20 protein-coding genes are annotated in these 20,999 nt (G+C 67.4%); 10 read left to right on the top strand and 10 right to left on the bottom strand.

What is annotated here, in order from left to right; genetic code table 11:
- Positions 1-399 (top strand): DUF488 domain-containing protein, encoded by a 399-nt coding sequence (locus ACSFBL_RS19435; RefSeq protein WP_435517446.1) that lies wholly within the window; start codon positions 1-3, stop codon positions 397-399.
- Positions 400-412: 13 nt separating this feature from the next.
- Here the strand turns inward: ACSFBL_RS19435 and ACSFBL_RS19430 are convergent, their stop codons facing one another.
- Positions 413-1,201 (bottom strand): IclR family transcriptional regulator, encoded by a 789-nt coding sequence (locus ACSFBL_RS19430; RefSeq protein WP_435517445.1) that lies wholly within the window; start codon positions 1,199-1,201, stop codon positions 413-415.
- A gap of 90 nt (positions 1,202-1,291) precedes the next feature.
- On the opposite strand from ACSFBL_RS19430, the gene ACSFBL_RS19425 reads away from it, so the two are divergent.
- The 5 genes from ACSFBL_RS19425 (at position 1,292) to ACSFBL_RS19405 (ending at position 6,516) form a co-directional block, all read left to right on the top strand.
- Positions 1,292-2,140, top strand: a complete 849-nt coding sequence (locus tag ACSFBL_RS19425) for an SDR family oxidoreductase (RefSeq protein WP_435517444.1) — start codon at positions 1,292-1,294, stop codon at positions 2,138-2,140.
- A gap of 34 nt (positions 2,141-2,174) precedes the next feature.
- On the top strand, positions 2,175-3,506 hold the full coding sequence (locus ACSFBL_RS19420) for a flavin-containing monooxygenase (RefSeq protein ID WP_435517443.1): 1,332 nt from the start codon (positions 2,175-2,177) through the stop codon (positions 3,504-3,506).
- Positions 3,507-3,640: 134 nt separating this feature from the next.
- Positions 3,641-4,567 carry a bile acid:sodium symporter family protein gene (locus tag ACSFBL_RS19415; protein WP_435517442.1) on the top strand — a complete coding sequence of 309 codons (927 nt, stop codon included), beginning with the start codon at positions 3,641-3,643 and terminating at the stop codon, positions 4,565-4,567.
- A 3-nt stretch (positions 4,568-4,570) separates the two neighbouring features.
- Positions 4,571-5,575, top strand: coding sequence for an SDR family oxidoreductase (locus ACSFBL_RS19410; RefSeq protein WP_435517441.1), 1,005 nt, complete (start codon positions 4,571-4,573; stop codon positions 5,573-5,575).
- A complete protein-coding gene (locus tag ACSFBL_RS19405; protein ID WP_435517440.1) occupies positions 5,572-6,516 on the top strand; it encodes an EamA family transporter in 945 nt (314 codons plus the stop codon). The genes ACSFBL_RS19410 and ACSFBL_RS19405 overlap by 4 nt, the downstream gene beginning before the upstream one ends.
- A gap of 16 nt (positions 6,517-6,532) precedes the next feature.
- Here ACSFBL_RS19405 and ACSFBL_RS19400 read toward each other — a convergent pair whose 3' ends face one another.
- Positions 6,533-7,435, bottom strand: a complete 903-nt coding sequence (locus ACSFBL_RS19400) for an SDR family oxidoreductase (RefSeq protein ID WP_435517439.1) — start codon at positions 7,433-7,435, stop codon at positions 6,533-6,535.
- Between the two features lie 102 nt (positions 7,436-7,537).
- Between ACSFBL_RS19400 and ACSFBL_RS19395 the strand changes: the two genes are divergently transcribed.
- Positions 7,538-8,422: a CoA transferase gene (locus ACSFBL_RS19395; protein ID WP_435517438.1), complete on the top strand. Its 885-nt coding sequence runs from the start codon at positions 7,538-7,540 to the stop codon at positions 8,420-8,422.
- A 36-nt stretch (positions 8,423-8,458) separates the two neighbouring features.
- Here the strand turns inward: ACSFBL_RS19395 and ACSFBL_RS19390 are convergent, their stop codons facing one another.
- The gene (locus ACSFBL_RS19390) at positions 8,459-9,871 is read right to left on the bottom strand and encodes a M20/M25/M40 family metallo-hydrolase (RefSeq protein WP_435517437.1); all 1,413 of its coding nucleotides are present in this window, start codon (positions 9,869-9,871) and stop codon (positions 8,459-8,461) included.
- Positions 9,872-10,097: 226 nt separating this feature from the next.
- Between ACSFBL_RS19390 and ACSFBL_RS19385 the strand changes: the two genes are divergently transcribed.
- From ACSFBL_RS19385 to ACSFBL_RS19375, 3 genes are all read left to right on the top strand, one after another.
- Positions 10,098-11,384 (top strand): phospholipase D-like domain-containing protein, encoded by a 1,287-nt coding sequence (locus tag ACSFBL_RS19385; protein ID WP_435517436.1) that lies wholly within the window; start codon positions 10,098-10,100, stop codon positions 11,382-11,384.
- A gap of 120 nt (positions 11,385-11,504) precedes the next feature.
- The gene (locus tag ACSFBL_RS19380) at positions 11,505-11,918 is read left to right on the top strand and encodes a carboxypeptidase regulatory-like domain-containing protein (RefSeq protein ID WP_435517435.1); all 414 of its coding nucleotides are present in this window, start codon (positions 11,505-11,507) and stop codon (positions 11,916-11,918) included.
- A 32-nt stretch (positions 11,919-11,950) separates the two neighbouring features.
- Positions 11,951-12,277 carry a hypothetical protein gene (locus tag ACSFBL_RS19375; protein ID WP_435517434.1) on the top strand — a complete coding sequence of 109 codons (327 nt, stop codon included), beginning with the start codon at positions 11,951-11,953 and terminating at the stop codon, positions 12,275-12,277.
- 7 nt (positions 12,278-12,284) lie between these two features.
- On the opposite strand, the gene ACSFBL_RS19370 is transcribed toward ACSFBL_RS19375, so the two are convergent.
- The 7 genes from ACSFBL_RS19370 to ACSFBL_RS19340 all read right to left on the bottom strand — a co-directional run bounded on the left by ACSFBL_RS19370 (position 12,285) and on the right by ACSFBL_RS19340 (position 20,880).
- Complete coding sequence (locus tag ACSFBL_RS19370) at positions 12,285-12,887, bottom strand: flavin reductase family protein (protein ID WP_435517752.1); 603 nt, start codon at positions 12,885-12,887, stop codon at positions 12,285-12,287.
- 5 nt (positions 12,888-12,892) lie between these two features.
- Entirely contained in the window at positions 12,893-14,185 is a 1,293-nt protein-coding gene (locus ACSFBL_RS19365) for an NTP/NDP exchange transporter (RefSeq protein ID WP_435517433.1), read from the bottom strand.
- The gene (locus ACSFBL_RS19360; protein WP_435517432.1) at positions 14,182-14,925 is read right to left on the bottom strand and encodes an NADPH-dependent F420 reductase; all 744 of its coding nucleotides are present in this window, start codon (positions 14,923-14,925) and stop codon (positions 14,182-14,184) included. Before ACSFBL_RS19360 ends, ACSFBL_RS19365 begins: the two co-directional genes overlap by 4 nt.
- Positions 14,926-15,026: 101 nt before the next feature.
- A complete protein-coding gene (locus tag ACSFBL_RS19355) occupies positions 15,027-16,535 on the bottom strand; it encodes a TolC family outer membrane protein (protein ID WP_435517431.1) in 1,509 nt (502 codons plus the stop codon).
- A complete protein-coding gene (locus ACSFBL_RS19350) occupies positions 16,528-18,651 on the bottom strand; it encodes a peptidase domain-containing ABC transporter (protein WP_435517430.1) in 2,124 nt (707 codons plus the stop codon). Before ACSFBL_RS19350 ends, ACSFBL_RS19355 begins: the two co-directional genes overlap by 8 nt.
- A 2-nt stretch (positions 18,652-18,653) precedes the next feature.
- Positions 18,654-19,853 carry a beta-barrel domain-containing protein gene (locus tag ACSFBL_RS19345; RefSeq protein WP_435517429.1) on the bottom strand — a complete coding sequence of 400 codons (1,200 nt, stop codon included), beginning with the start codon at positions 19,851-19,853 and terminating at the stop codon, positions 18,654-18,656.
- Positions 19,854-19,944: 91 nt separating this feature from the next.
- Positions 19,945-20,880 (bottom strand): lysophospholipid acyltransferase family protein, encoded by a 936-nt coding sequence (locus ACSFBL_RS19340; protein ID WP_435517428.1) that lies wholly within the window; start codon positions 20,878-20,880, stop codon positions 19,945-19,947.
- Positions 20,881-20,999 lie beyond the last annotated feature (119 nt).

The raw sequence follows: 20,999 nt of genomic DNA, 5'->3' as shown, positions 1-20,999 counted from the left end.
ATGGCCATCCGTATCGTCCGACTCGGCACCGACCGCGCGCCCGACGAAGGCCTGCGCATCGGCACCGTGCGCCGCCCGCCGCGCGGCGTGCCGAAGACAGACTTCGCCTCCCACAACTGGTATGACGTCTGGTACCCGAATCTCGCGCCCTCGGTCGAGACGATGAAGATGGCCCAGGCGGCCCAGGTGTCGGGCGTGCCGGCGGAATGGGCCGCGTTCGGGCGCAAGTTCCGCCACGAGATGGCCGAGCCCGACGCCAGCCGCAGCCTGGACCTGCTGGCGGCCCTCTCGCACCAGAGCAACCTGTCGGTCGGCTGCTATTGCGAGCACGAGGCGGTCTGCCACCGGTCCTTCCTGCGCGCGCTGCTGGCCGAGCGCGGCGCCAAGATCGTCGACTGAGCGCCGGCCGGAATCAGCGCATCGCTCGCGCGATCCCCTGCGCGGCGGTGCGCAGCTTGTCGAGTTGCTGAAGCGCTTCGGGCAAGGGCATGCGCACCGCCGGCGCCTGCAATGCGACGGCGCAGCGCACCGGACCGTGCGCTTCGTCGCGGACCGGCACCGCGACGCAGACGAGGCCTTCGATGAATTCCTCGGCATCCACCGAATGGCCCTCGTGCTGGATGCGCTCGATCTCGGCTTCCAGCGCTTCGCGGGAGCACAGCGTGTGCGGCGTGTGGCGCTCGTACCCGATTCCGTCGAGCAGGCGCTCACGCTGGGCCCGCGGCAGGTGCGCCAGGAAGAGCTTGCCGCTGGCCGAGCAATGCAGGGGCACGCGAGAGCCGGGTCCGAGTTCGAGGCGCAGCGGGAACGCCGTCTCGACGCGGTCGAGGTAGATCACCTCGGCGCCCGACAGCGCCGTGAGATTGCAGGTCTCGCCCACGTCCGTCACCAGTTGGCGCAGCACCGCGTGGCGCACGCCGGTCGCGGTGCTTCCACGCAGCACGGTTTCGGCGAAGCGCATGAGGCGCGGGGTGGTTGCGTAGCGGCGGCCATCGCCACCGCGCGCCAGCAGGCCGCCGGCCTCCAGTTGCTGGAGCATCCGATGGACCGAAGGCTTCGGCTGTCCGGTCGTGCGGACGATCTCGACCAGCGTCTGCGGCTCGGGCGCGGCCACGACGTGCTCCAGCAGCTGGAAGAGGCGCAAGCCGGGTGTCAGGGCCGAATCGGTGTCTTCCTGGGCGTCTGGGGTTAGAAAATCCATCAGAAATCTCTGAAATCGAGACGAATAATTGAATATTTTCGAGATTTTGCCGCGATTTCGCTAAGCTGCACACCCCAAACATACGATTCCATGACTTTTTCTCCGGACAACCTCGTCATCACCGGCGCCTGTGGCGGCCTGGGCCGCGCCTTGGCCGTCGAGGCGCTGGCGCGCGGAGCGAAAGTCGCGTTGGTCGGCCTGGACAGGGCCGCGCTCGACGCCCTCGCCGATTCGGCACCGGGGCGCACTGCGGTCTACACGCCGGATGTCAGCGATGTCGCGGCCGTACAGGCCATGGCGCAGGACTGGATGTCGCGCTTCGGCGTGCCCGATGCCGTCATCGCCAACGCGGGTGTCGCCGGCGGCTTCGACACGACCGAAGCCGCGGACTTGGCGGTGTTCCGCCGCATCCTCGAAATCAATCTGCTCGGCGTCGTCACCACCTTCCACCCCTTCGTCGCGCCGATGCGTGATCGCAACCGGGGCACGCTGGTCGGCATTGCCAGCCTCGCCGGCCGGCGCGGCCTGCCCGGCAACGGCGCCTACTGCGCCAGCAAGGGCGGCCTCATCCGGTATCTCGAGAGCCTGCGCGCCGAACTGCGTCCGAGCGGGGTGCGCGTCTGCACCGTCAGCCCCGGTTACCTGCGCACGCCGCTGACGGCGGGCAACCGCTTCGCCATGCCCGGCCTGATGGCGCCGGAACGCGCCGCCATCGCCATCCTGAATGCGCTGTCCAAGGGCCGTGAGCAACTGGTGCTGCCGCGCCGGCTCGGCTGGCTGGCCCATGCGCTCGCCCTGCTGCCCGCGGCCTGGCGCGATGCCTTGCTGCTGCGCCAGCCGCGCAAGCCACGTGCGGGCGAACCGGGCGCCACGCACATTCCCGGTCTGCCGGCTTCGGCCGACACTTCAGCACCCACCCCTGAAGCCGCCACGCGCTGAGCGGCTGTTCCATCGAGCGTCGGAGTTTTCTTTCGTGAGTGATCCTGTGTCCGTTCCCGTGCCTACCCACCAGCAAATCGCCCTGATCGGCGCCGGCCCCTCGGGGCTGGCCGGCGCACGCAACCTGCAGAAGCTCGGCATTCCGTTCCAGGGCTTCGAGGCTTATGAGGATGTCGGCGGGCTGTGGAACATCGGCAATCCGCGCAGCACGGTGTACCAGTCCGCGCACCTGATCTCGTCCAAGCGCACGACGGAGTTCGCCGAGTTTCCGATGAGCGACACCGTGGCCGACTACCCGAGCCACACCGAACTGCGCCGCTATTTCAGCGACTTCGCCGATCACTTCGACCTGCGCCGTCACTTCCGCTTCGGCACGAAGGTGCTGCGCGTCGAACCGGTGACGGAAAGCGCGTCGACCTTGTGGCGCGTGAGCGTCGACGCGGGCGGCGGCCGCATCGAGTCGGCCGAGTACAAGGGCGTGATCATCGCCAACGGCACGCTGTCCGAGCCGAGCATGCCGCGCTTCGAGGGCTACTTCAACGGCGCCCTGCTGCACACCTCCGCCTACAAGCACGCAAGCCTGTTCCAGGACAAGCGCGTGCTCGTGGTCGGCGCCGGCAACAGCGGCTGCGACATCGCGGTCGATGCGGTCCACTACGCGAAGAGCGTCGACATTTCCGTGCGCCGTGGCTACTACTTCGTGCCGAAGTACATCTTCGGCAAGCCGGCCGACACGCTCGGCGGCAAGCGGCCGCTGCCGGCATGGATCAAGCAGCGGCTCGATGCCAAGGTGCTGCAGTGGTTCACCGGCGACCCGGTGCGCTTCGGCTTTCCGAAGCCGGACTACCGCATGTACGAATCCCATCCGGTCGTCAATTCGCTCGTGCTGCATCACATCGGCCATGGCGACATCGGCGTGCGCGCCGACGTCGCGCGGCTCGACGGCGACACGGTGCACTTCAAGGACGGCAGCGCGCGCGACTACGACCTCATCCTGTGCGCAACCGGCTACAAGCTGCACTACCCCTTCATCGACCGAACCTGGCTCAACTGGCAAGGCATGGCGCCGAAGCTCTACCTCAACATCTTCGCGCCGGGCTTCGACAACCTCGCCGTGCTCGGGATGATCGAGGCCAGCGGCATCGGATGGCAGGGGCGCTACGAGCAGGCGGAACTGGTCGCGCGTTATTTCAAGGCGCAGGCGCAAGGCCGTCCGCAGGCTGCTGCGCTCAAGGAAGCCAAGGCGGGGCCGACGCCGGATCTCTCGGGCGGCTACAAGTACTTGAAGCTCGAGCGGATGGCCTACTACGTCAACAAGGACAGCTACCGCCGCGCCGTGCGCGAAGCATCCGCAGGATTGGTATGACCCCCAGGCTCGCGCACTTCGTGTCGCTCTCCACCCCCTCGCCGGGGGCACCCCCTGCGGCCCGGCGGAGCCGGTTCCGTGGGGGTCCTGGACCTGTCCTGGCCCGAACGCAAAGCTGCTACTGAGAAAGACCGATGCTTCCGCTTCCCGTCGACGAGATCCGCCTCAACTTCAACCCGGCATCGCTGGTGCTGCTCAACGCGGTGCTCGGCTTCCTGATGTTCGGCATCGCGCTGGACACGCGCATCGAGGACTTCAAGCGCGTGATGCGCATGCCCGTCGCGATGGCGGTGGGCATCGCCGCGCAGTTCATCGTGCTGCCGGCCGTCACCTTCGGGCTCACGCTGCTGCTCCGGCCGGCGCCGAGCATCGCGCTGGGCATGATCCTCGTCGCGTGCTGCCCGCCGGGCAATGTGTCGAACATCCTCACGCACCGGGCCGGCGGCAACGTGGCGCTGTCGGTGTCGATGACGGCGATCTCGAACCTCATCGCCATCGTGGTGATGCCGCTCAACTTCGCGTTCTGGGGCGGCATCCATCCGTCGGCGGCGCCGCTGCTGAAGACCATCGCGCTGAATCCGGGCGAGATGGTTGTGCACATCGTGGCGATCATCGGTGCGCCCTTCGTCATCGGCCTGGCCTTCTCCCACTACCTGCCGGCGCTCACGCAGCGCATCAAGAAGCCCGCGCGCATCCTGAGCTTCGTCTGCCTGATCGGGTTCATCCTGGCCGCGATCGCCGGCAACTGGCGCTACTTCCTCGACTACGTGAGCCTAGTGCTGCTCGCCGTGGTGTTGCACGATGCGCTCGCCTTCGCCACGGGCTACGCCTGCGCGACCGCGACGGGGCTCGCGGAGTACGACCGGCGTGCGGTCAGTTTCGAGGTCGGCGTCCGCAACGCAGGCCTCGGGCTGGTCCTGATCTTCAGTTTCTTCGGCGGCCTCGGCGGCATGGCGGTGGTCGCCGGCGTCTGGGGCTTCTGGGACATCGTCGCGGGCCTCGGGCTCGCCGCATGGTGGGCGCGACGCCCTCTTTCCTCACCGGCCGCCCGATCGGCCTGAATCATGGTTGTTTCCCCTTCCATCGCGGCGCGCAGGGTGCTCGTCACCGGCGCCGACGGTTTTCTCGGGCGGACGGTGGTGGCCGCGCTGGCCCAGTTGCCCGACATCGATTGCGTGATCGCGCTCGACGTGCGTGAAGTCCCCACCAGCCGGCGCACACCCGGCGTGACCTATGCCGTGCAGGACGTGCGCGCGCCGGAGCTTCGCGCAACCCTGGCCGAGCATTCGATCGACGCGGTCGTCCACCTCGCCTCCATCGTGACGCCCGGCCGCGGCAGCACGCGCGAGTTCGAATACTCGGTCGACGTGCTCGGCACGCGCAACGTGCTCGAAGCCTGCGTCGCGCAGGGCGTGCAGCACATCGTCGTGTCGTCGAGCGGCGCCGCCTACGGCTACCACGCCGACAACCCGGCATGGATCGACGAGAACGACGCACTGCGCGGCAATACCGCCTTCGCCTATGCGCACCACAAGCGCCTGGTCGAGGAGATGCTCGCCGACTACCGCGTCTCGCACCCGACGCTGCGGCAGACGGTGCTGCGCATCGGCACGATCCTCGGCAGGAACGTGCACAACCAGATCACGGCGCTGTTCGACAAGCCGCGCATCCTCGCGATCCGCGGCAGCGACAGCCCCTTCGTTTTCATCTGGGACGAGGACGTGACCGGCTGCGTCGTCCACGCGATCACGACCGGCCGCGACGGTTGCTTCAACGTTGCCGGCGACGGCGCGCTGACGCTGTCGCAGATCGCGGCGATCCTTCGCAAGCCGATGCTGGTGCTGCCGGCCTCGCTGCTCAGGTTGGCACTGGCGGTCGGCTCGCGCCTGGGCATCAGCCGCTATGGCCCGGAGCAACTCGACTTCCTGCGCTACCGGCCGGTGCTCTCCAACGCGCGGCTGAAGAGCGAGTTCGGCTACGTGCCGCGCAAGACGAGCCTGGAAGCGTTCCTGGCCTTCAAGGCCGCGCGCTGCGGCCGCAGCGCCGTCCAAGGTCAAGTCGCGCAATGAGCACTGCGCAAATCGTCGCGCCTGTCCGGCTGAGCCGCGCCGACTTCGGCCGCGCCATGGCCGTGGCGCTGATCTGGGGCCTCAATTTCGTGGCCATGAAGCTCGGGCTCCGCGACCTGGGCCCGATGCTGCTGGGCGCCCTGCGCTTCGCGGCGGCAGCCTTGCCGCTGGTGTTCTTCGTGCGCCGGCCGGCGCTGCCCTGGCGCTACCTCGCGGCCTACGGGCTCGCGCAAGGGCTGGGTCAGTTCGGCCTGCTCTTCCTCGGACTGCAGCTCGGCATGACGGCAGGCATGGCGTCGGTGGTCATGCAGACCCAGGCCTTCTTCACCCTGCTGCTGGCCGCGCCGCTGCTCGGCGAACGGGCGCGTCCCGCGCAGTGGCTCGGGCTCGCCGTCGCGCTGGCGGGGCTGGTGCTGATCGCCGCCGCGCACGGCGACGGGCCGGGCCAGATGACGCTGATCGGCTTCCTGTTGACGCTGTCGGCCGCGTTCATGTGGGCCTCGTCCAACATCGTCGTGCGCTTCGCCGTGCGCGCCACGCCGGGCTACGACCCCTTCGGCTTCATCGCGTGGAGCAGCCTGTTTCCGATCGTGCCGTTCGCGCTGCTCGCACTCGCGCTCGACGGACCCGGGAAGGTGCTGCATCAACTGGCCGGACTCGACCTGCGGGCAGTGCTGGCCGTGCTCTTCCTCGCCTGGTTCGCCACGCTGCTCGCCTACACCCTGTGGACCCGCCTGCTGCAGCGCCACCCCGCGGGCCGGGTGGTGCCCTTCTCGCTGCTCGTGCCGGTCGTCGGCCTTGCCGCGGCGGCGGTGAGCTTCGGGGAGCGGCCGAGCCCGGCGCAGTGGATCGGCACGTCGGCCGTGCTGCTCGGGCTCGTGGTCAACCAGGGCCTTGCCGCGCGTGCGGTCGCGTGGCTGCGGACGCCGCAGCGCGCCTGAGGCTTTGCGGCAGGCGCTAGCGCTGCGCCTTGTCCTTCTGGTTCTGCGCCTCGATGCGCTCGCGCGCGGCCAGCCAGTCCGCATCGCTCCACTGCCGCAGCTCGTAGAAGTTGCCGCCGGTCGCCAGTGCGCTGCCGCCGTCCATCATGATGCTCTGGCCCGTGAGCCAGTCGCACTGGCCGCGCGCCATCAGGAATGCGGCCAGGTTCTGCAGTTCGCTCATCAGGCCGGTGCGCGCCATCGGGTTGGTCGCCTTGCTGCGTGCGCCGGGCTCCTCGCCCGGATTCAGGCGCTTGCTCATGCCTTCGGTCGGGATCTCGCCCGGCCCCACGGCGTTGAGCCGGATGCCATAGCGCGCCCACTCGACCGCCAGCGACTTGGTCATCACCTCGATGCCCGCCTTGCTCATCGCCGAAGGCACGACGTAGGGGCTTCCGTTGTCGACCCAGGTCACGATGATGCTCATCACGCTGCGGTAGGGGTCGCCCGCCTTCCACTTGCCTTCCTTGGCTTCGGCCACCCAGCGCTTGCCGACAGCCTGCGTCACATAGAAGCTGCCGTGGAACACGATGTTCGCAACCGCATCGAAGGCCCGCGGCGACAGCGCCTCGGTCGGCGAGACGAAGTTGCCCGCCGCGTTGTTGATGAGCCCGGTCAGGCCGCCCGATTCGAAGAGGCTTTCAACCATCTCGTCCACCGCCTGCGCGTTGCGGATGTCGACGCCGAAGGTGTCGATGCGGCGTCCCGGAAACTGCGTGCGCCACGTGGCGGCGGTCTCCTCGCAGACGCTCTGCCGGCGGCCGCAGATCGCCACATCGGCGCCCAGCCCCAGGAAGCGTTCGGCCATCGCGCGGCCGAGGCCGGTGCCGCCGCCGGTCACCAGGATGCGCTGGCCGGCCATGAGATCGGATTGGTACATGCGGGTCTCCTTATCTACGTTGGAACAGAGTGCAAGCCACATCGTAGAGCGCCGGACGCAAGCAAGTAAGCTCCAAAGGTGACACCGCCGAGGATCCGACCCATGCCGACTTCCACATCCCTGCCCTCCGCCGCCTTCTCCCCGCTCGCCGGCGTGCGGGTGCTGAGCCTGGCGCTCAACCTGCCCGGACCTGCCGCCCTGATGCGCTGCCGGGCCATGGGCGCCACGTGCACCAAGCTCGAACCGCCATCGGGCGACCCGATGGCCCACTACAACCGGACGGCGTACGCCGCGCTGCACGAAGGCGTGACCATCGAGGTCGCCGACCTCAAGACCGAGGTCGGCCAGGACGATCTGCACCGTGCACTTGCGGGGACGGATGTGCTGCTGACCTCCTTCCGGCCGTCGGCGCTGGCCAAGCTGGGCCTCGGGTGGGAGGCGCTGAATGCGCGGCATCCGGCGCTGTCCCAGGTCGCGATCGTCGGCGCGCCCGGCGAGCGCGCCGAGGAGCCTGGCCATGACCTCACCTATCTGGCGGAAAGCGGCCTGATCGCGGGGACTGCCCTGCCGCCCACGCTGTACGCGGACATGGGCGGCGCCTTGCTCGCGAGCGAAGCCGTGTTGCAGGCCGCGCTGCGTTCCGCCGCGGCCGACAAATCGGGCATCTACCTCGAAGTTGCACTCAACGCCGCCGCCAACTGGCTCGCGCTGCCGCGCACCTGGGGCCTGACGACGCCCACGGGGGCGGTCGGGGGCGCACACGCGGGCTACCGGGTCTACCCTTGCGTCGATGGCCGCGTGGCGGTCGCAGCCCTGGAGCCGCACTTCGCGGCACGCCTTTGCGAAGCCGCCGGCGTCGCGGCGGCGGACATGATCGCCCCCGAAACGCACGAAGCGATCGCGCGCTGGATCGGCGCACGCACCCGCGCCGAACTCGACACCATGGCGCGCGAGCGCGACGTGCCGCTGCTCACGCTCGAAAACTGATGCGAGCGGGTGCGGCGGGCCGCACCCTTCGCGCCTCTACTGCGAGAGCTGCTTGACCATCCGGTACATGAACTCGCGCCCGTCATAGAGCCTCGGGATGGCGACGCGCTCGTCCAGCCCGTGGGCACGCGCATCGCTGGGCTCGGAGAAGATGCCCGACACGCCGTACATCGGAATGCCGATGTTGCGCATGAAGCGGCTGTCGGTCGCGCCAGTGCTCATGGTCGGCACGACGGGGATGCCGGGCCACATCTGCTGCGTGATCGAATCCACGACCTGCATGACATCGGGGCGCAACGGCGAAGGCGGGCTCTTCAGCGGCGGATTGGTCTGCTCGATCTTGATGCGCTCGCTGCCCAGCACCTTGCGCAGCGCGGCGTCGACCTCGGCGGGATCGTCGTGCGGAAGGATGCGGCAGTTGATGGTTGCTTTCGCCGACTGCGGCAGCGCGTTCTCCGCATGGCCGGCCAGGAGCTGCGTCGCGACGCAGGTCGTGCGCAGCGTGGCGTTGTAGAGCGCCGAGCGCGACAGGCGGTCGATCGCGGCCTCGTCCGGCTTGCCGGATGCGACGGCGCGCATGTCCTCCGCCATCTGCCCGGTCTCGAACTGCGCGCTCTTGTCGAAGTAGCTGCGCGTGACTTCGGCCAGCTTCACCGGAAAGCGATACGCGCCGAGTCGGTCGAGGGCCGCGCTCAGTTCGTAGATCGGATTCGCCGGCGTCGGCAACGAACTGTGGCCACCGACGTCGCGCACTTCGAGCTTGTAGGTGGTGTACATCTTCTCGGCCACCTGCATGCGGTTGAGCACCGGCTTGCCGTTGTTGAGCTGCCCACCGCCGCCTTCGTTGATGCCGTACTCCGCATCGAGCAGCGCGCGCTGGTTGTTCACGAGCCAGAAGGCGCCGTTGGTCGGCACGTCGCCGAGTTCCTCGTCGGCCGTGAGCGCGAGCACGATGTCGCGGGTGGGCTTGAAACCCTCGCGCTTCAGCTGGCTCAGGATCGAGACGAAGGAAGCCGCCATGGCCTTGTCGTCGGACGAACCGCGCGCGGTGAAGTAGCCGTCGTCTTCCTTGAGCTTGAACGGATCGGTCTTCCAGTCCGCGCGCCGGGCCTCGACCACGTCGATGTGGGCCAGCAGCAGCAGCGGCTTCTTGCCTCCCGTACCCTTGAATCGAAGCACCAGGTTGCCCTTGTTGGGATAGGGCTCGAAGAGCTGGATCTCGTCGGCCTTGAAGCCCGCATCCAGCAGATGCTTGCGCATGGCCTGCGCCGCCTCGGTGTTGTTGCCCGACAGATGGGTGGTGTTGATCTCGACGAGTTCCTTGTAGATGTCGTGGAAGCGCTGCTGCTCGGGGGTCAGGGGCGGCATCGGGGCCGGCGTCTGGGCCCCCGCGTAGGAAGCGGCACACAGCAGGGCTGCAGCGGCGCAAAGTCGTAGCTTGTTATGCATCAAGTATCAGTCTCCGGATTGAAAGCGTTGCGGCCCTCGCCCGCCTGAAGCGGCACAGGGCCGGCCGCAGTATAGGAGGCGGACCGGGGCGGATCTGTCTCCGGAACGACGTCGTCACGAGGAGCAACTCCGCCGATTCATACAGCGTCTCGCGGCCCCGTCCTACCCACCTTCACCGCCGCACGGCGCGGCAACTCGGTCATGGAAAGTACACACTCGTTCACTCATGAATCTGCCTCGAAGCCGCACCGTCAAAGTCATCGCCTGGACACTCATCCTGTCCGTGGTCGCGACGCTCTTCGCACTCACCCTCAGCGGCGGCGAGAAGAAGCTCGATGAACAAGTGAAGCGTGAATACGCCCTGCACGATGCGCAGTACCAGCGTGCCCTCGGCGTCATGCTCGGGCCGCCCATCACGGAAGGCAACCGGTTCGAGGCGCTCTACAACGGCGACCAGATTTTTCCTCCCATGCTGGCCGCGATCCGCGGCGCCAGGAAGAGCATCACGTTCGAGACCTACATCTACTGGTCCGGCGACATCGGGCGTGCATTCGCGGACGCCCTGGCCGAGCGCTCGCGCGCCGGCGTCAAGGTGCACGTGCTGCTCGATTGGGTGGGCAGCGCGAAGGTCGACGCGGAGTTCGTGAAGGAAATGGAAGCTGCGGGCGTGGAGATCCGCAAGTTCCACAAGCCGGACTGGTACGACATCACGCGCATGAACAACCGCACGCACCGCAAGCTGCTGGTGGTCGACGGCCGCATCGGCTTCACGGGCGGCGTCGGTATCGCGCCCGCATGGACAGGCGACGCCCAGGATGCGGATCACTGGCGCGATTCCCACTACAAGGTCGAAGGGCCGGTGGTCGCGCAGATGCAGGCCGTCTTCATGGACAACTGGATCAAGGTGGCGGGCGACGTGCTGCACGGCGAGCGCTACTTTCCTGCGATCACCGGAACGGGCGAAGGGCGGGCGCAGATGTTCAGCAGTTCGCCTTCGGGAGGCAGCGAGAGCATGCACCTGATGTACCTGCTCTCCATCGCCGCAGCGACGAAGAGCATCGATCTCTCCAGCGCGTACTTCGTGCCGGACGACCTGACGGTCGGTGCGCTGGTTGCCGCCATGCAGCGCGGCGTGCGGGTGCGCATCATCGTGCCCGGCCCCATCATCGATTCGCAGACCGTGCGCGGCGCTTCGCGTGCCGCATGGGGCCCGCTGCTGGATGCCGGCGCCGAGATCAGCGAATACCAGCCGACCATGTTCCACTGCAAGGTCTTCACCGTCGACGGTCTGCTGGTGTCGGTCGGCTCGACCAACTTCGACAACCGCTCGTTCCGCCTGAACGACGAGGCGAACCTCAACATCTACGATGAAAAGTTCGCGGCAATGCAAACCGCCCAGTTCGTGGCGGACCTCCAGCGATCGCGACGCATCACCCGCGAGGAATGGCATGCGCGGCCCTGGACCGAAAAGGCGATGGAGAAAGTCGCCTCGTTGCTGTCTGCGCAACTTTGAGCCGATGGTTCAGGCTTCCGCGCCCCTACGTACGTGAGCTAGGTGCGCGCCGGGATGGCGAGGCCCTTCCCTCTCCGGGAGAATGGCCGGATTGGCCAGTTGCCGTCCAAGGAGATCCGTATGCCGCTCCTGTCTTCGACCGTCCGAGCCGCAGCCATGTCGCTTTCATGCCTGGCGACACCTTTGCTGGCTCAGAACCTGCCCGCCATTCCACCCCTCCAGACCCAGGGCGCCGCAAGCTTCACTTGCGGCGGCATCGGGGAAGCATCCTCCAAGGCGATGCTCGCCGCCCGGAAAGACTATCCGCTCTCCCTGCTCTTCGCGACGGCCGGCGGCGAGTACATGGCCTCGGTCACGGTGACGGTCAAGGATGGCAAGGGCGCCAGCGTCCTGACGGTTCCCTCGACCGGACCGGTCTGCCTGATCAAGCTGCCGGACGGAAGCTACACCGTCGACGCGCAGGCCTCGGGCAAGACCAAGTCGCAAGCCGTGACGGTCGGCGGCGGGCCCAAGGCCATCGACTTCAGTTTCTAGGGCGTCCGGGCAGCCATCGAGAACGAAACCAGATGACACGACACCACCGCACTTGCTTCGCGCAGTTCCTCGCATCGATCGTCCTTGCAACCGGCCCCGTCGCCGCGTTGGCGGAGGATGACTTCGAAGGCACGTATGTGAACGGCAACACCAGAATCGAATGGCGCGCGGGCGGCCGCCTGGGCAATGAATTCGTGTCGAGCCTCTGTCCCGACAAGAAGTTTCACCCGCGTACCCATGCGAGCCATTCGCACGCCGGCAAGGACTACACGATCAAGTCGGACTTTCAGTTCAACGAATTGAAGGTCACCGGCGCCAGCAAGTGCCTTCCCAAGGGAACGTACACGCGCGTGCGCTGACGCAGGCTCACGGCGACGCCGTCGCGGTGCCCGGGTCCCGCGGCCGGGCGCGGAGCACGCCACCGGCACGTACGAAGTTCCCGGCGCCGAGATGGTGGATGGTCTGAAGATCGGCGTTGTCCTCGCGGAAGGACCAATGGCCGCCCGCGAAGATCCGGGCATCCGCCGCGGCGCCGACGACTTCGCCGAAGCAGGTGTCGTACGCCGCTTCGGTGTGCGGCTCCGGGATCAACCGGCATTCGAGCCATGCCGCGCATCCGGCCTCCAGCACCGGCATGCCCAGGCCGGGACTGGGCCTGGCATCGATCCGGTGATGCTCGAACTTGTCGTACTCGCGGCCGCTCGCGCTTCCTACCGCATAGGTCAGGTCGACCAGGGCCGCGCCTGGAATGCAGATCGCGAATGCTCCGCTCGCCGCGACCAGTTCGCGCGTGAGCGTGTTCTTGTCGATGACCACGGCAATTCGCGGCGGCGTGAATTCGACCGGCATCGACCAGGCTGCTGCCATGATGTTGCGACGGGTGCCGTCCGAGCTTGTCACCAGGACGGTCGGACCATGATTGACGAGGCGGCTCGCATGCGCGAGTGCGACCGGCTGGAAGTGATTCATGCTGCTCATGCCTCCGATTGGACACCGTCGGAAGCGTCGAGCGAGGCCCGCCGCTCTTGGGTGCGCCCCAACGCCGCCGACAGGATCAGCCACGCAAGCACCACCGGCACCGCGCACAGGGCAATGGCGCCGATCTTGAGCCCGACCGCATGCAGCACGTCGTACACCCAACCGTAGAGCGCATCGGAGCCCCGGTAGATCACCACGTCGATGAGGTTCTTGGCCTTGTACTTCTGCTCGCGATCCATGACAGTGAAGAACACCTGCCGTGCCGGATTGGCGATGGCGAAGTTCATCCATCGCTGCGCCACCTGGAACGCGACGACCACCGCCAGGCTCGGCGCCAACGCCAGCGCGACGAAGCCGACGACGTAGATGGCCGGCAACGCTCCCGCCGCCACGCCGGTGCCGAAGCGCTGGAGGAAACGGCCGGTGGCGAACACCTGCGTGGCCAGCGTGAGGAGGCCCACGGCCAGGTCGATGCTCGCGAAGATGCGCGTCTGGGCGCCCGCGCCCTGCACGGTGGCCGACACCACGTTGGCCTGCGCGAAGTAGAGGATCGTCGCGCCGAAGGACAGGAGGCTCACCCACGCGGCAACGCCGAGCAGGTACGGTGACCGGAACAGGCCCCAGAGCCCCGCGAACGCGCTGCCGCCCACGCGCGTCTCGTCGCGTCGCTGGCCGGGATTCACGCCCGCGCTTCGTTCGAGCCGGTGTGCGCAGTACACCGCGATCTCGAGGAACAGGATGGCGGCGATCAGCAGGTTGTGCGGCCCCAACGGCACCGACAGCGCGATGGTGATGACCGGCCCCAGCAGCGCGCCCGCCGTGCCGCCCGCGCCGATGAAGCCGAACAACCGCTTGCCCTGCTCGCTGGTGAAGAGATCGGCCATGAAGGACCAGAACACCGCGACGGCGAACAGGTTGAAGACGCTGACCCACACGAAGAACACGCGCGCCACGATCACCGGCTCGATGCCCATCGCCAGCAGCACCCAGAACACGGCCAGGTTGACGACGAAGAAGTGATAGACGATGGGAATGAACCGTGCCCGCGTCAGGCGCGCCACCAGCGCACCGTAGAGCGGCTGCGCGACGAGCAGCGTCACGAAGGTGGCCGTGAAGAGCCATGGCAGCGCCCGCGTGCCACCCGCGATGCCCATCTGGTCGCGCAACGGGCGCAGCACGTAGTACCCCGCAAGCAGCGCGAAGAAATAGCCGAAGGACCACAGCGCGGCCGCCAGCTCTTGCGGCGTTGCGGGAACCGCCCGCCGCAGCCAGCGTTGCGCCGCCGTCATGGCGCCAGCGAGAGCTTCTGCTTGAGTTCGGCCGCAGTCACCGACTGGCCGTAGCCCGGCCCGCCGCGCTGGAATCGCCGTGCATCGGCCAGCTTGCCGACCACCACCGGATCGAATCCGGCATCCCGCACGAGGCCCGCCGCCACCTTGACGGCCTCGGGATCGTCGCCGGCAATCGGTATCGCCAGCCGCGGTGCGGGCCGGTTGGCCTCGCGCGCGAAGATCGTGTAGGACATGGTGTTGAACGCACGCACCAGACGCGCGCCGCCGAGGTACTTCTGCGAGACGACGCCGATGCCCTCCTGCTCCACTTCGTCGGCCACGCTGCCGTCGCGCGACGCCACCGCGTTGCAGGCGTCCAGCATGACCTTGCCCTTGAGCGCGCTGCCGTAGTCCTTGCCGATCTGCGGCAGCGCACCGTAGGGCACGGCGATGAACAGCGCATCGCCGAAGGCGATGGCCTGTTCCACGGTGCCGGCGCTGGCGAGCGGACCGAGCCCCGCAACCAGATCCTTGAGCTCTTCGGGATGTCGCGACGAGAACATCACCGGGTGGCCTGCCTTGACCCACAGCCCGCCGATGGTCCCGCCGATGCGGCCCGCGCCGATGATGCCGATGCGCATGCCGGGGGCGGCCTGCGCCAGTGCGCTGCCCGGCTGCAGCGCCGTGAGAACGACCCACGCGCTACCCGCGAGAAGCAGGCTGCGGCGGGCGGGATCGAGGCATGAATGTTGCGCCATCAAGATCTCCTGGTGTTCGAGGATCCGGCACCGCCGGACCACGCGCGATCATCTTCCCGCGAGACCGGCCGCGCAAGCGCCTGCGTTGCTGACGCTGCGGGTCAGCTGTCGGCGATCCACGTCACCAAGGCGGGACCGTCCGGCTTGGCCTCTGGAGCGCGGGCCGGGGTGGGCGCGAGGTCCGCCTGCAGCGACTTGCGCGGAGGAGGTGCAGGCAGCGGTGGCGGTAACGCTGGCGGTGTCGGCAGCGGCGGCGTCGAAGGTCGCACTTCGGTGCGTTGCTTCGGCTGCGGCGCCATTGCAATGGACGCTTCGGAAACCAGCATCGCGTTGAGCCGCGCCACTTCCCCGACGTTGAGCGTCCCTGTCTGCGCCTTGAGCTGCAACAGCGTCGTGAGGATTTCGTACTGCGCGCGCATCCGGTCGCGCTGGCTCACGCGCAAGGCATCGAAGGCGCGCAGCACATCTGCATGGGTGCGCGTCCCGACGTCGTAGCCGATCTTCGTCGCGGCGAGGGCTTCGCGCGAAACCTGCACCAGTCGCGTCAGCGAATCGAGGCGGTCGAGCGCCCACTGGAAGCGCGAGAAATCGTCGCGCGTTGATGCTTCAGCCTGTCGCGCCGCCGACACCAGGCCGCTTTGCGCCTTGTCCTCCAGCGCGACCGATTCCTTCACCTTCGCCTGAATCCCGCCGCCCGCGAACAACGGAACGCTCACCGACAGCATGACCGTCGTGGTCTTCGTCGCCTGCGCAAAGCCGGACGCGGCCGAGGCCGGCATGTGGCTCGCGGTCAGGTTCACGGATGGATAGTGCTCGCCCTTCGCCTTGCTGACCTCGAGCTTCGCGATCTGCCACTCGATCTGCTTCAGTTGCACCGGGTAGGCTTTCTCGCGTGCCTGCGCCACCCAACTGTCCACGTCCCTCGGCTCCAGCTTAGGCCGCGCGGCGGTGTCGGGCAGTCGCGAAAGCCGGGTGAAGGTCTGGCCGGTCATCTGCTCGATCGCCCGGCGCTGCAGTTCGAGCGCGTTGCGGGCCTCCGTCTGCTGCAGCCGCGCCTGTTCGCTCATCGCCTCGGCCTCGCGCAGGTCGGTCAGCGTGGCTTCACCCGCACTGCGCTTGCGCCGCAGGATCTCGAGGTGCGAGGCGATCTCCGCCTGGTAGGCCGACGCGCGCTCGAGTTCGTCCTCGGCGGCGAGGACTTCGAAGTACGTGCGCGCCGCACGCAGGATCGTCGATTGCCGTGCATCGGCCCACTCGACGGCGCCACGTGCGGTGATCCAGTCCGCCTGCTGGTAGTTGCGCCATCGGGTCCAGTCGAACAGCGGCTGCGAGAGATTGACGGTCCACCCGTTCTGCCAGTAGCTCGTGGCCGGCGCGTCGCCCGCATCGATGCGGTTGTGGCCGCGCCCCCAGCCGCCGTCGATGCGCGGCAGCAGTGCGGCGCGCGCCTGGGGCACGGCCTGCTTCGCGGCTTCGTAGCCTGCGCGGGCCTGCGCCAGGTCCGCGTCGTGGGCGGTGGCCTGCTCCACCACCGTCATCAGGTCGACCGCGTGCGCCATGCCCGCGTGCACGAAGCAGCCGAGCAGGACGCCGATGCCGCGCCTATGCATGGCTGGGGACAATGCTGCCGGTATCGACATGGCCGTCCACCGTCTCGCGCTCGAGCCGTCCCCCGGTCAACCGGTAGCGGTGGTCGAAGCACGACGCGAGGAACATGTCGTGCGTGATGACGACCACGGTGCGGTCCAGGCTGCGCAGCAATGCGGCGATGCGGCGAACGGTCGCGGGATCGAGGTTGGAGGTCGGTTCGTCCAGCAGCAGCAGTTCCCGCTTCTGGTACAGCGCCCGCGCCAGCAGCAGGCGCTGCCGCTGGCCCGCCGAGACGTTGGCCATCGTCTCGCTGACGATGGTTCGCGTGCGCATCGGCAGCTTCATGATGTCGTCGAGCAGGCCGACCGCGTCGAGCAGTGCATGGATGCGCGCCTCGTCCGGGTTGCCCTCGAACAGGCAGATGTTGTCGGTGATCGAGCCGTGCAGGATCATGTCGCCCTGGCGCATGTGCACGGCATGGCGACGGATCTCGTCGACCGCGAGATTCGACCAGGCGATGCCGTTGAGCGTGATCTGCCCTTCCTGCAGCGGCTCAGCGGCCGCGAGCAGCTTGAAGAGCGTCGACTTGCCGCTGCCCGAAGGCCCGGTGATGACGATCTTGTCGCCCTTGCGGATGTCGAGGCTCGCGCCTCGCAGCACGGGTTGGTCGGACACGCCGTAGCGGAAGCCCAGGTCGCGCATCTCGATCCCGCCGAAGTCGCGCACCTCGACGGTCTTGTGGGTGTCGCCCAGCGATGTGTAGCGTTCGGGCTCGCACTTGACGATGTCGTCGACCCGGCCCACCGGCACGCTCAGCATGAAGTAGGCGAAGGCCGCATTGATGGAACGCGCGAGCCGTTCCGACAGCACGGTCTTGTAGATCAGGAACGAATAGAACACCCCCACCGAAATGGTGCCGCCCAGCATCAGTTGCGCCGCCAGCCAGGTGATGAGGATCATGTCCCCGTAGTCGAGCAGCTTCAGGATGCCGTCGCGGAAGCTGGCGAGCCGGCTGCTCTGCAGCACCGAGGCCATGAAGGCCGTGTACTTCGTCATGAAGATGGAGGTACGGCGCGTCTCGCCCTGCGACAGCTTGATCAGCGACGCGGCGCGGATCGTTTCGATCAGCGCGTCGTCGCAGCGCGCCGAGTTTTCCATGACGAGCGCGTGCGTGTCGCGCATGCGGACGAACAAGGCAAATGAGACGGCGACATACAGCATGAAGACGAGCAGCGCCACCGCGGTCAAAAGCCAGCTCTGGATCAGCATCAGCATGAGGGCCAGCGCAGCCACCGTCAGGTCGATCCACAGCGAGATCCTCACGCGCGTCGCGTAGTTGTTGATCTCGTCCTGCGCCCTGACGCGCGCGAACAGGTCGCCGACGTTGCGCTTCTCGAACCATGGGATCGGATTGCGCAGCAGGTGGCCGAGCAGGCCTTCGGTGACCTTGATCTGCGCCAGCCCATGCAGCAGTTCGACCAGATAGGACTGCACGTACTGGCTCAGCGCCCCGATCGCGAAGATGCTCGCGAAGGTCAGGACGAGCACGTTCAGCAGGTTCAGGTTGTCGGTCGCCACGACGTGGTCGAGCACCAGATTGCCGAGATAGGGCATCGCCAGGATCGCGAACTGGCTGCCGAGCGCCACGAACAGCACCTTGGCGATCCGGCCGCGAAGCTCCGGATTGCAGGCGCGGACCCGGGCCAGGGCCGCGGGCACGCCGGACCTGGCGCGGATGCGGGGCATCTCGGGCGTCGGCGCGCACTCGATCAGGTAGCCCGACACGTTGGTCGCGAAGGTGTCCATCGCCACCCGTCGACGGCCCGTGGCCGGATCGATGATGTGCACGTACCCCCGGCGGCATTTCTCGAAGACGACGAAGTGCGCGCCGCCGTAGTGGATGATCGACCCCGGCGCGATGCCCGTCAGGTCCGCCGGGTCGAATCGATAGGCCTGCACGGCGAGGCCGAAGTCGACCGCCATGTCGTGAAGGTCCATGAGCGACAACCCGTTCGCCGAGATCGGCCGGTAGGCGGACAGCTCGCGCACTTCCGTGGCCCGCCCGAGGTGCGACAGCACCATCGCCAGGCAGGCATAGCCGCACTCCGCGACTTCGTTCTGGTAGATGGCCCGCACGGTCAGCCCCTCAAAACGCGAAACAGGGGCGCGAACACCCATTCGGCGATGGTCCGGCGCTCGACGACGATGCTGGCGGTGGCCCGCATGCCCGACAGGATCATGAACTTCCGCCGCTCGAAATTGAAGGTATCGCCCTCCAGCGTCGCCCAGGCGATGTAGTCGTCGCCGTCGGTGCCGACTCCCGGCATGCGCGGACCCGAAGCTGCGGCGGGCGACTGCACGGTCGTGCCCGAGATCGAATCGATGCGCGCGGCATAGCTGCCGAAGCGCTCGTAGGGGAAGGCATCGAACTTGAGCCTGACGGTCTGCCCCTCGTGCACGAAGCCGCGACGCCGGGACGGAATCCGCAGCGCGGCGCGCAGCGGCCCGCCCTCCGCCGTCCTGATGACCAGCGCGACATCGCCGTCCTCCAACGTGCGCCCGGGCACGAGGTTGGAAAAGGTCACGACGCCGGCCTTGGGAGCGGAAATCGTCATGCGCTGGCGCGATTCTTCAAAGCGGACATCGAGGTCCTGCACGTCGCGCGCATGCTGCGACTCGAGCGCTTCGATCTGCACCTCCAGTTCGGTCTGGGTGCTCCGCGACGCCGCCAGTTCGCCTAGCAGTTGCTGGCGCCGGGCCGCGCCCTGTGCCAGCACCACCTTGCTCTGGCGCATCTCGCTGCGTGCCTGTTCGATCCGGTCGGCGGGCAGGTAATCCGAGACCGAATTCAGCGGGGACAACTTTTTCTCCGCTTCGGCCACGAGGGCGCGGTTCTGTGCACCCTGCGCGTCAAGGGCCGCCATTTCGGCCTGCCGGCTCGCCTGGGTCAGGCGCGCGGCTTCGAGCCGGGCGGCCAGGCTGGTCCTGCGCTGTTCGTACTGGGTCCGCATGGTGCCGATCTGCGTGCTGCGCATCTGCTCGTCGAACTGCGGGCGCTGGCGCCCGTCGCTCGACAGGGTCAGGTTCTTGTCGAGCACGAACAGCGGCGTCCCGGCCGCCACCTTCGCGGAGGGCTGGACATGGATCGCGGACACGAGGCCGCTCAGCCCGCGGATCTTGACGTCCGAGGGCGAGACGATCTCCCCCTGCACGTCCTGCTTGAGTTCGATCTCGTGAACGAAGGCGAAAGCGACGGCGACCACGATGACGATAGATGCCGTGTAGGAGACCCATCGCCAGGACACGTCCTGAAAGCGAGGGAGGTCGACTGGTTTCATGATTTCACTGGCCGCCGCCCGACAACGGGCCTCTCGGCTTTTCTGGGTGGGGAATCGCGCCGCGCGCCTGGGGGGCGCGGAGGCGATCGCTCTATCTGGAAGGTGCGAACGCGTACATGGACGGGTGCCCCGCCGGCAGCCAGTTCGCATAGTTGGCGGTCATCGCCATCTCGATGCAGTCGGCAAGGCGCTGCGGTGCTTCCGGTTCGGCCAGCGGGATAGGGTCGAACAGATCGCCCCTGAACCGTCCCCGCTCGAAGCGCAGGCAGAAAGGAAGCAGCACCGCGTCGAAAGGCGCTCCGAGGCGAAAGACGCCGTTATGGATGCGCGCCGGGCGCCCGAACATGGAGACGCCGACCGTCTGCGTCGGGTAGCGATGCATCATGAACGGCGGCACGTCGGCAAAGAGAACGATGACGCCGTGGCGCTTCAATGCTCGTGCGACACGCAATCCCAGGCCGTTGCGATCCTCGTCGCCGAATGTGTAGAGCACCTTGACCCCAGGTATTTGCGCGGCGTCGTCACCGTACATATTCCTGGGAACCCCGGAAACGACTGCGATCGATTCAATTTCCAGCAATGCGCGCAACTTGTCGATGACATAGATATTCGCGTATTGAGAAACGTAATGAAACGGCGAAACAATCACAGGACGCCCGTCGCGTTCCTTTTTTAATCGCGAAATCTCTTGCGCAAGGGCAGCGGAAATTTCTTGTAGATCAGGCCATTTTTCATTTGCCGACCTTTCTCTGCCGAAATAAATACGCCGATCAATGAGGCTTTCCCGAAATGCCATTGAGCTTGCGCCTCGAGCCTGCCGTATTGAAAGCCCCAGCACCTCTCGCCCGATTTCGACCCGCGCATTTCCGCTGGCCCGGACTCGGCTACTGAAAAGACTCGCGATCCGCCACGCCGCCGGCACCATTCGCCCGAAGAGTCCCAAGGGGATTCGCCCCACAAGTGCGCCTGCGCAGCGATGGCGCATGAGTCTCAGCCGCTGGCGCCAGCGCGCGATTCCTGCTTTCATGAAAAACGGACCTTGCGGTCCGTATTCCTGTTTAAGGCGTCGGCGTCGGCGTGGGGGTCGGCGTCGGCGTGGGGGTTGGCGTCGTGGTCGGGGGGCAGGACGCCGGCTTGCAGCACTTG

The sequence above is a fragment of the Variovorax glacialis genome, assembly GCF_051216375.1.
In the GTDB taxonomy this organism is placed as follows: Bacteria; Pseudomonadota; Gammaproteobacteria; order Burkholderiales; family Burkholderiaceae_C; genus Variovorax.
Note: the sequence above shows the minus strand (reverse complement) of the source record. Positions and strands in the feature narration are given on the sequence as shown.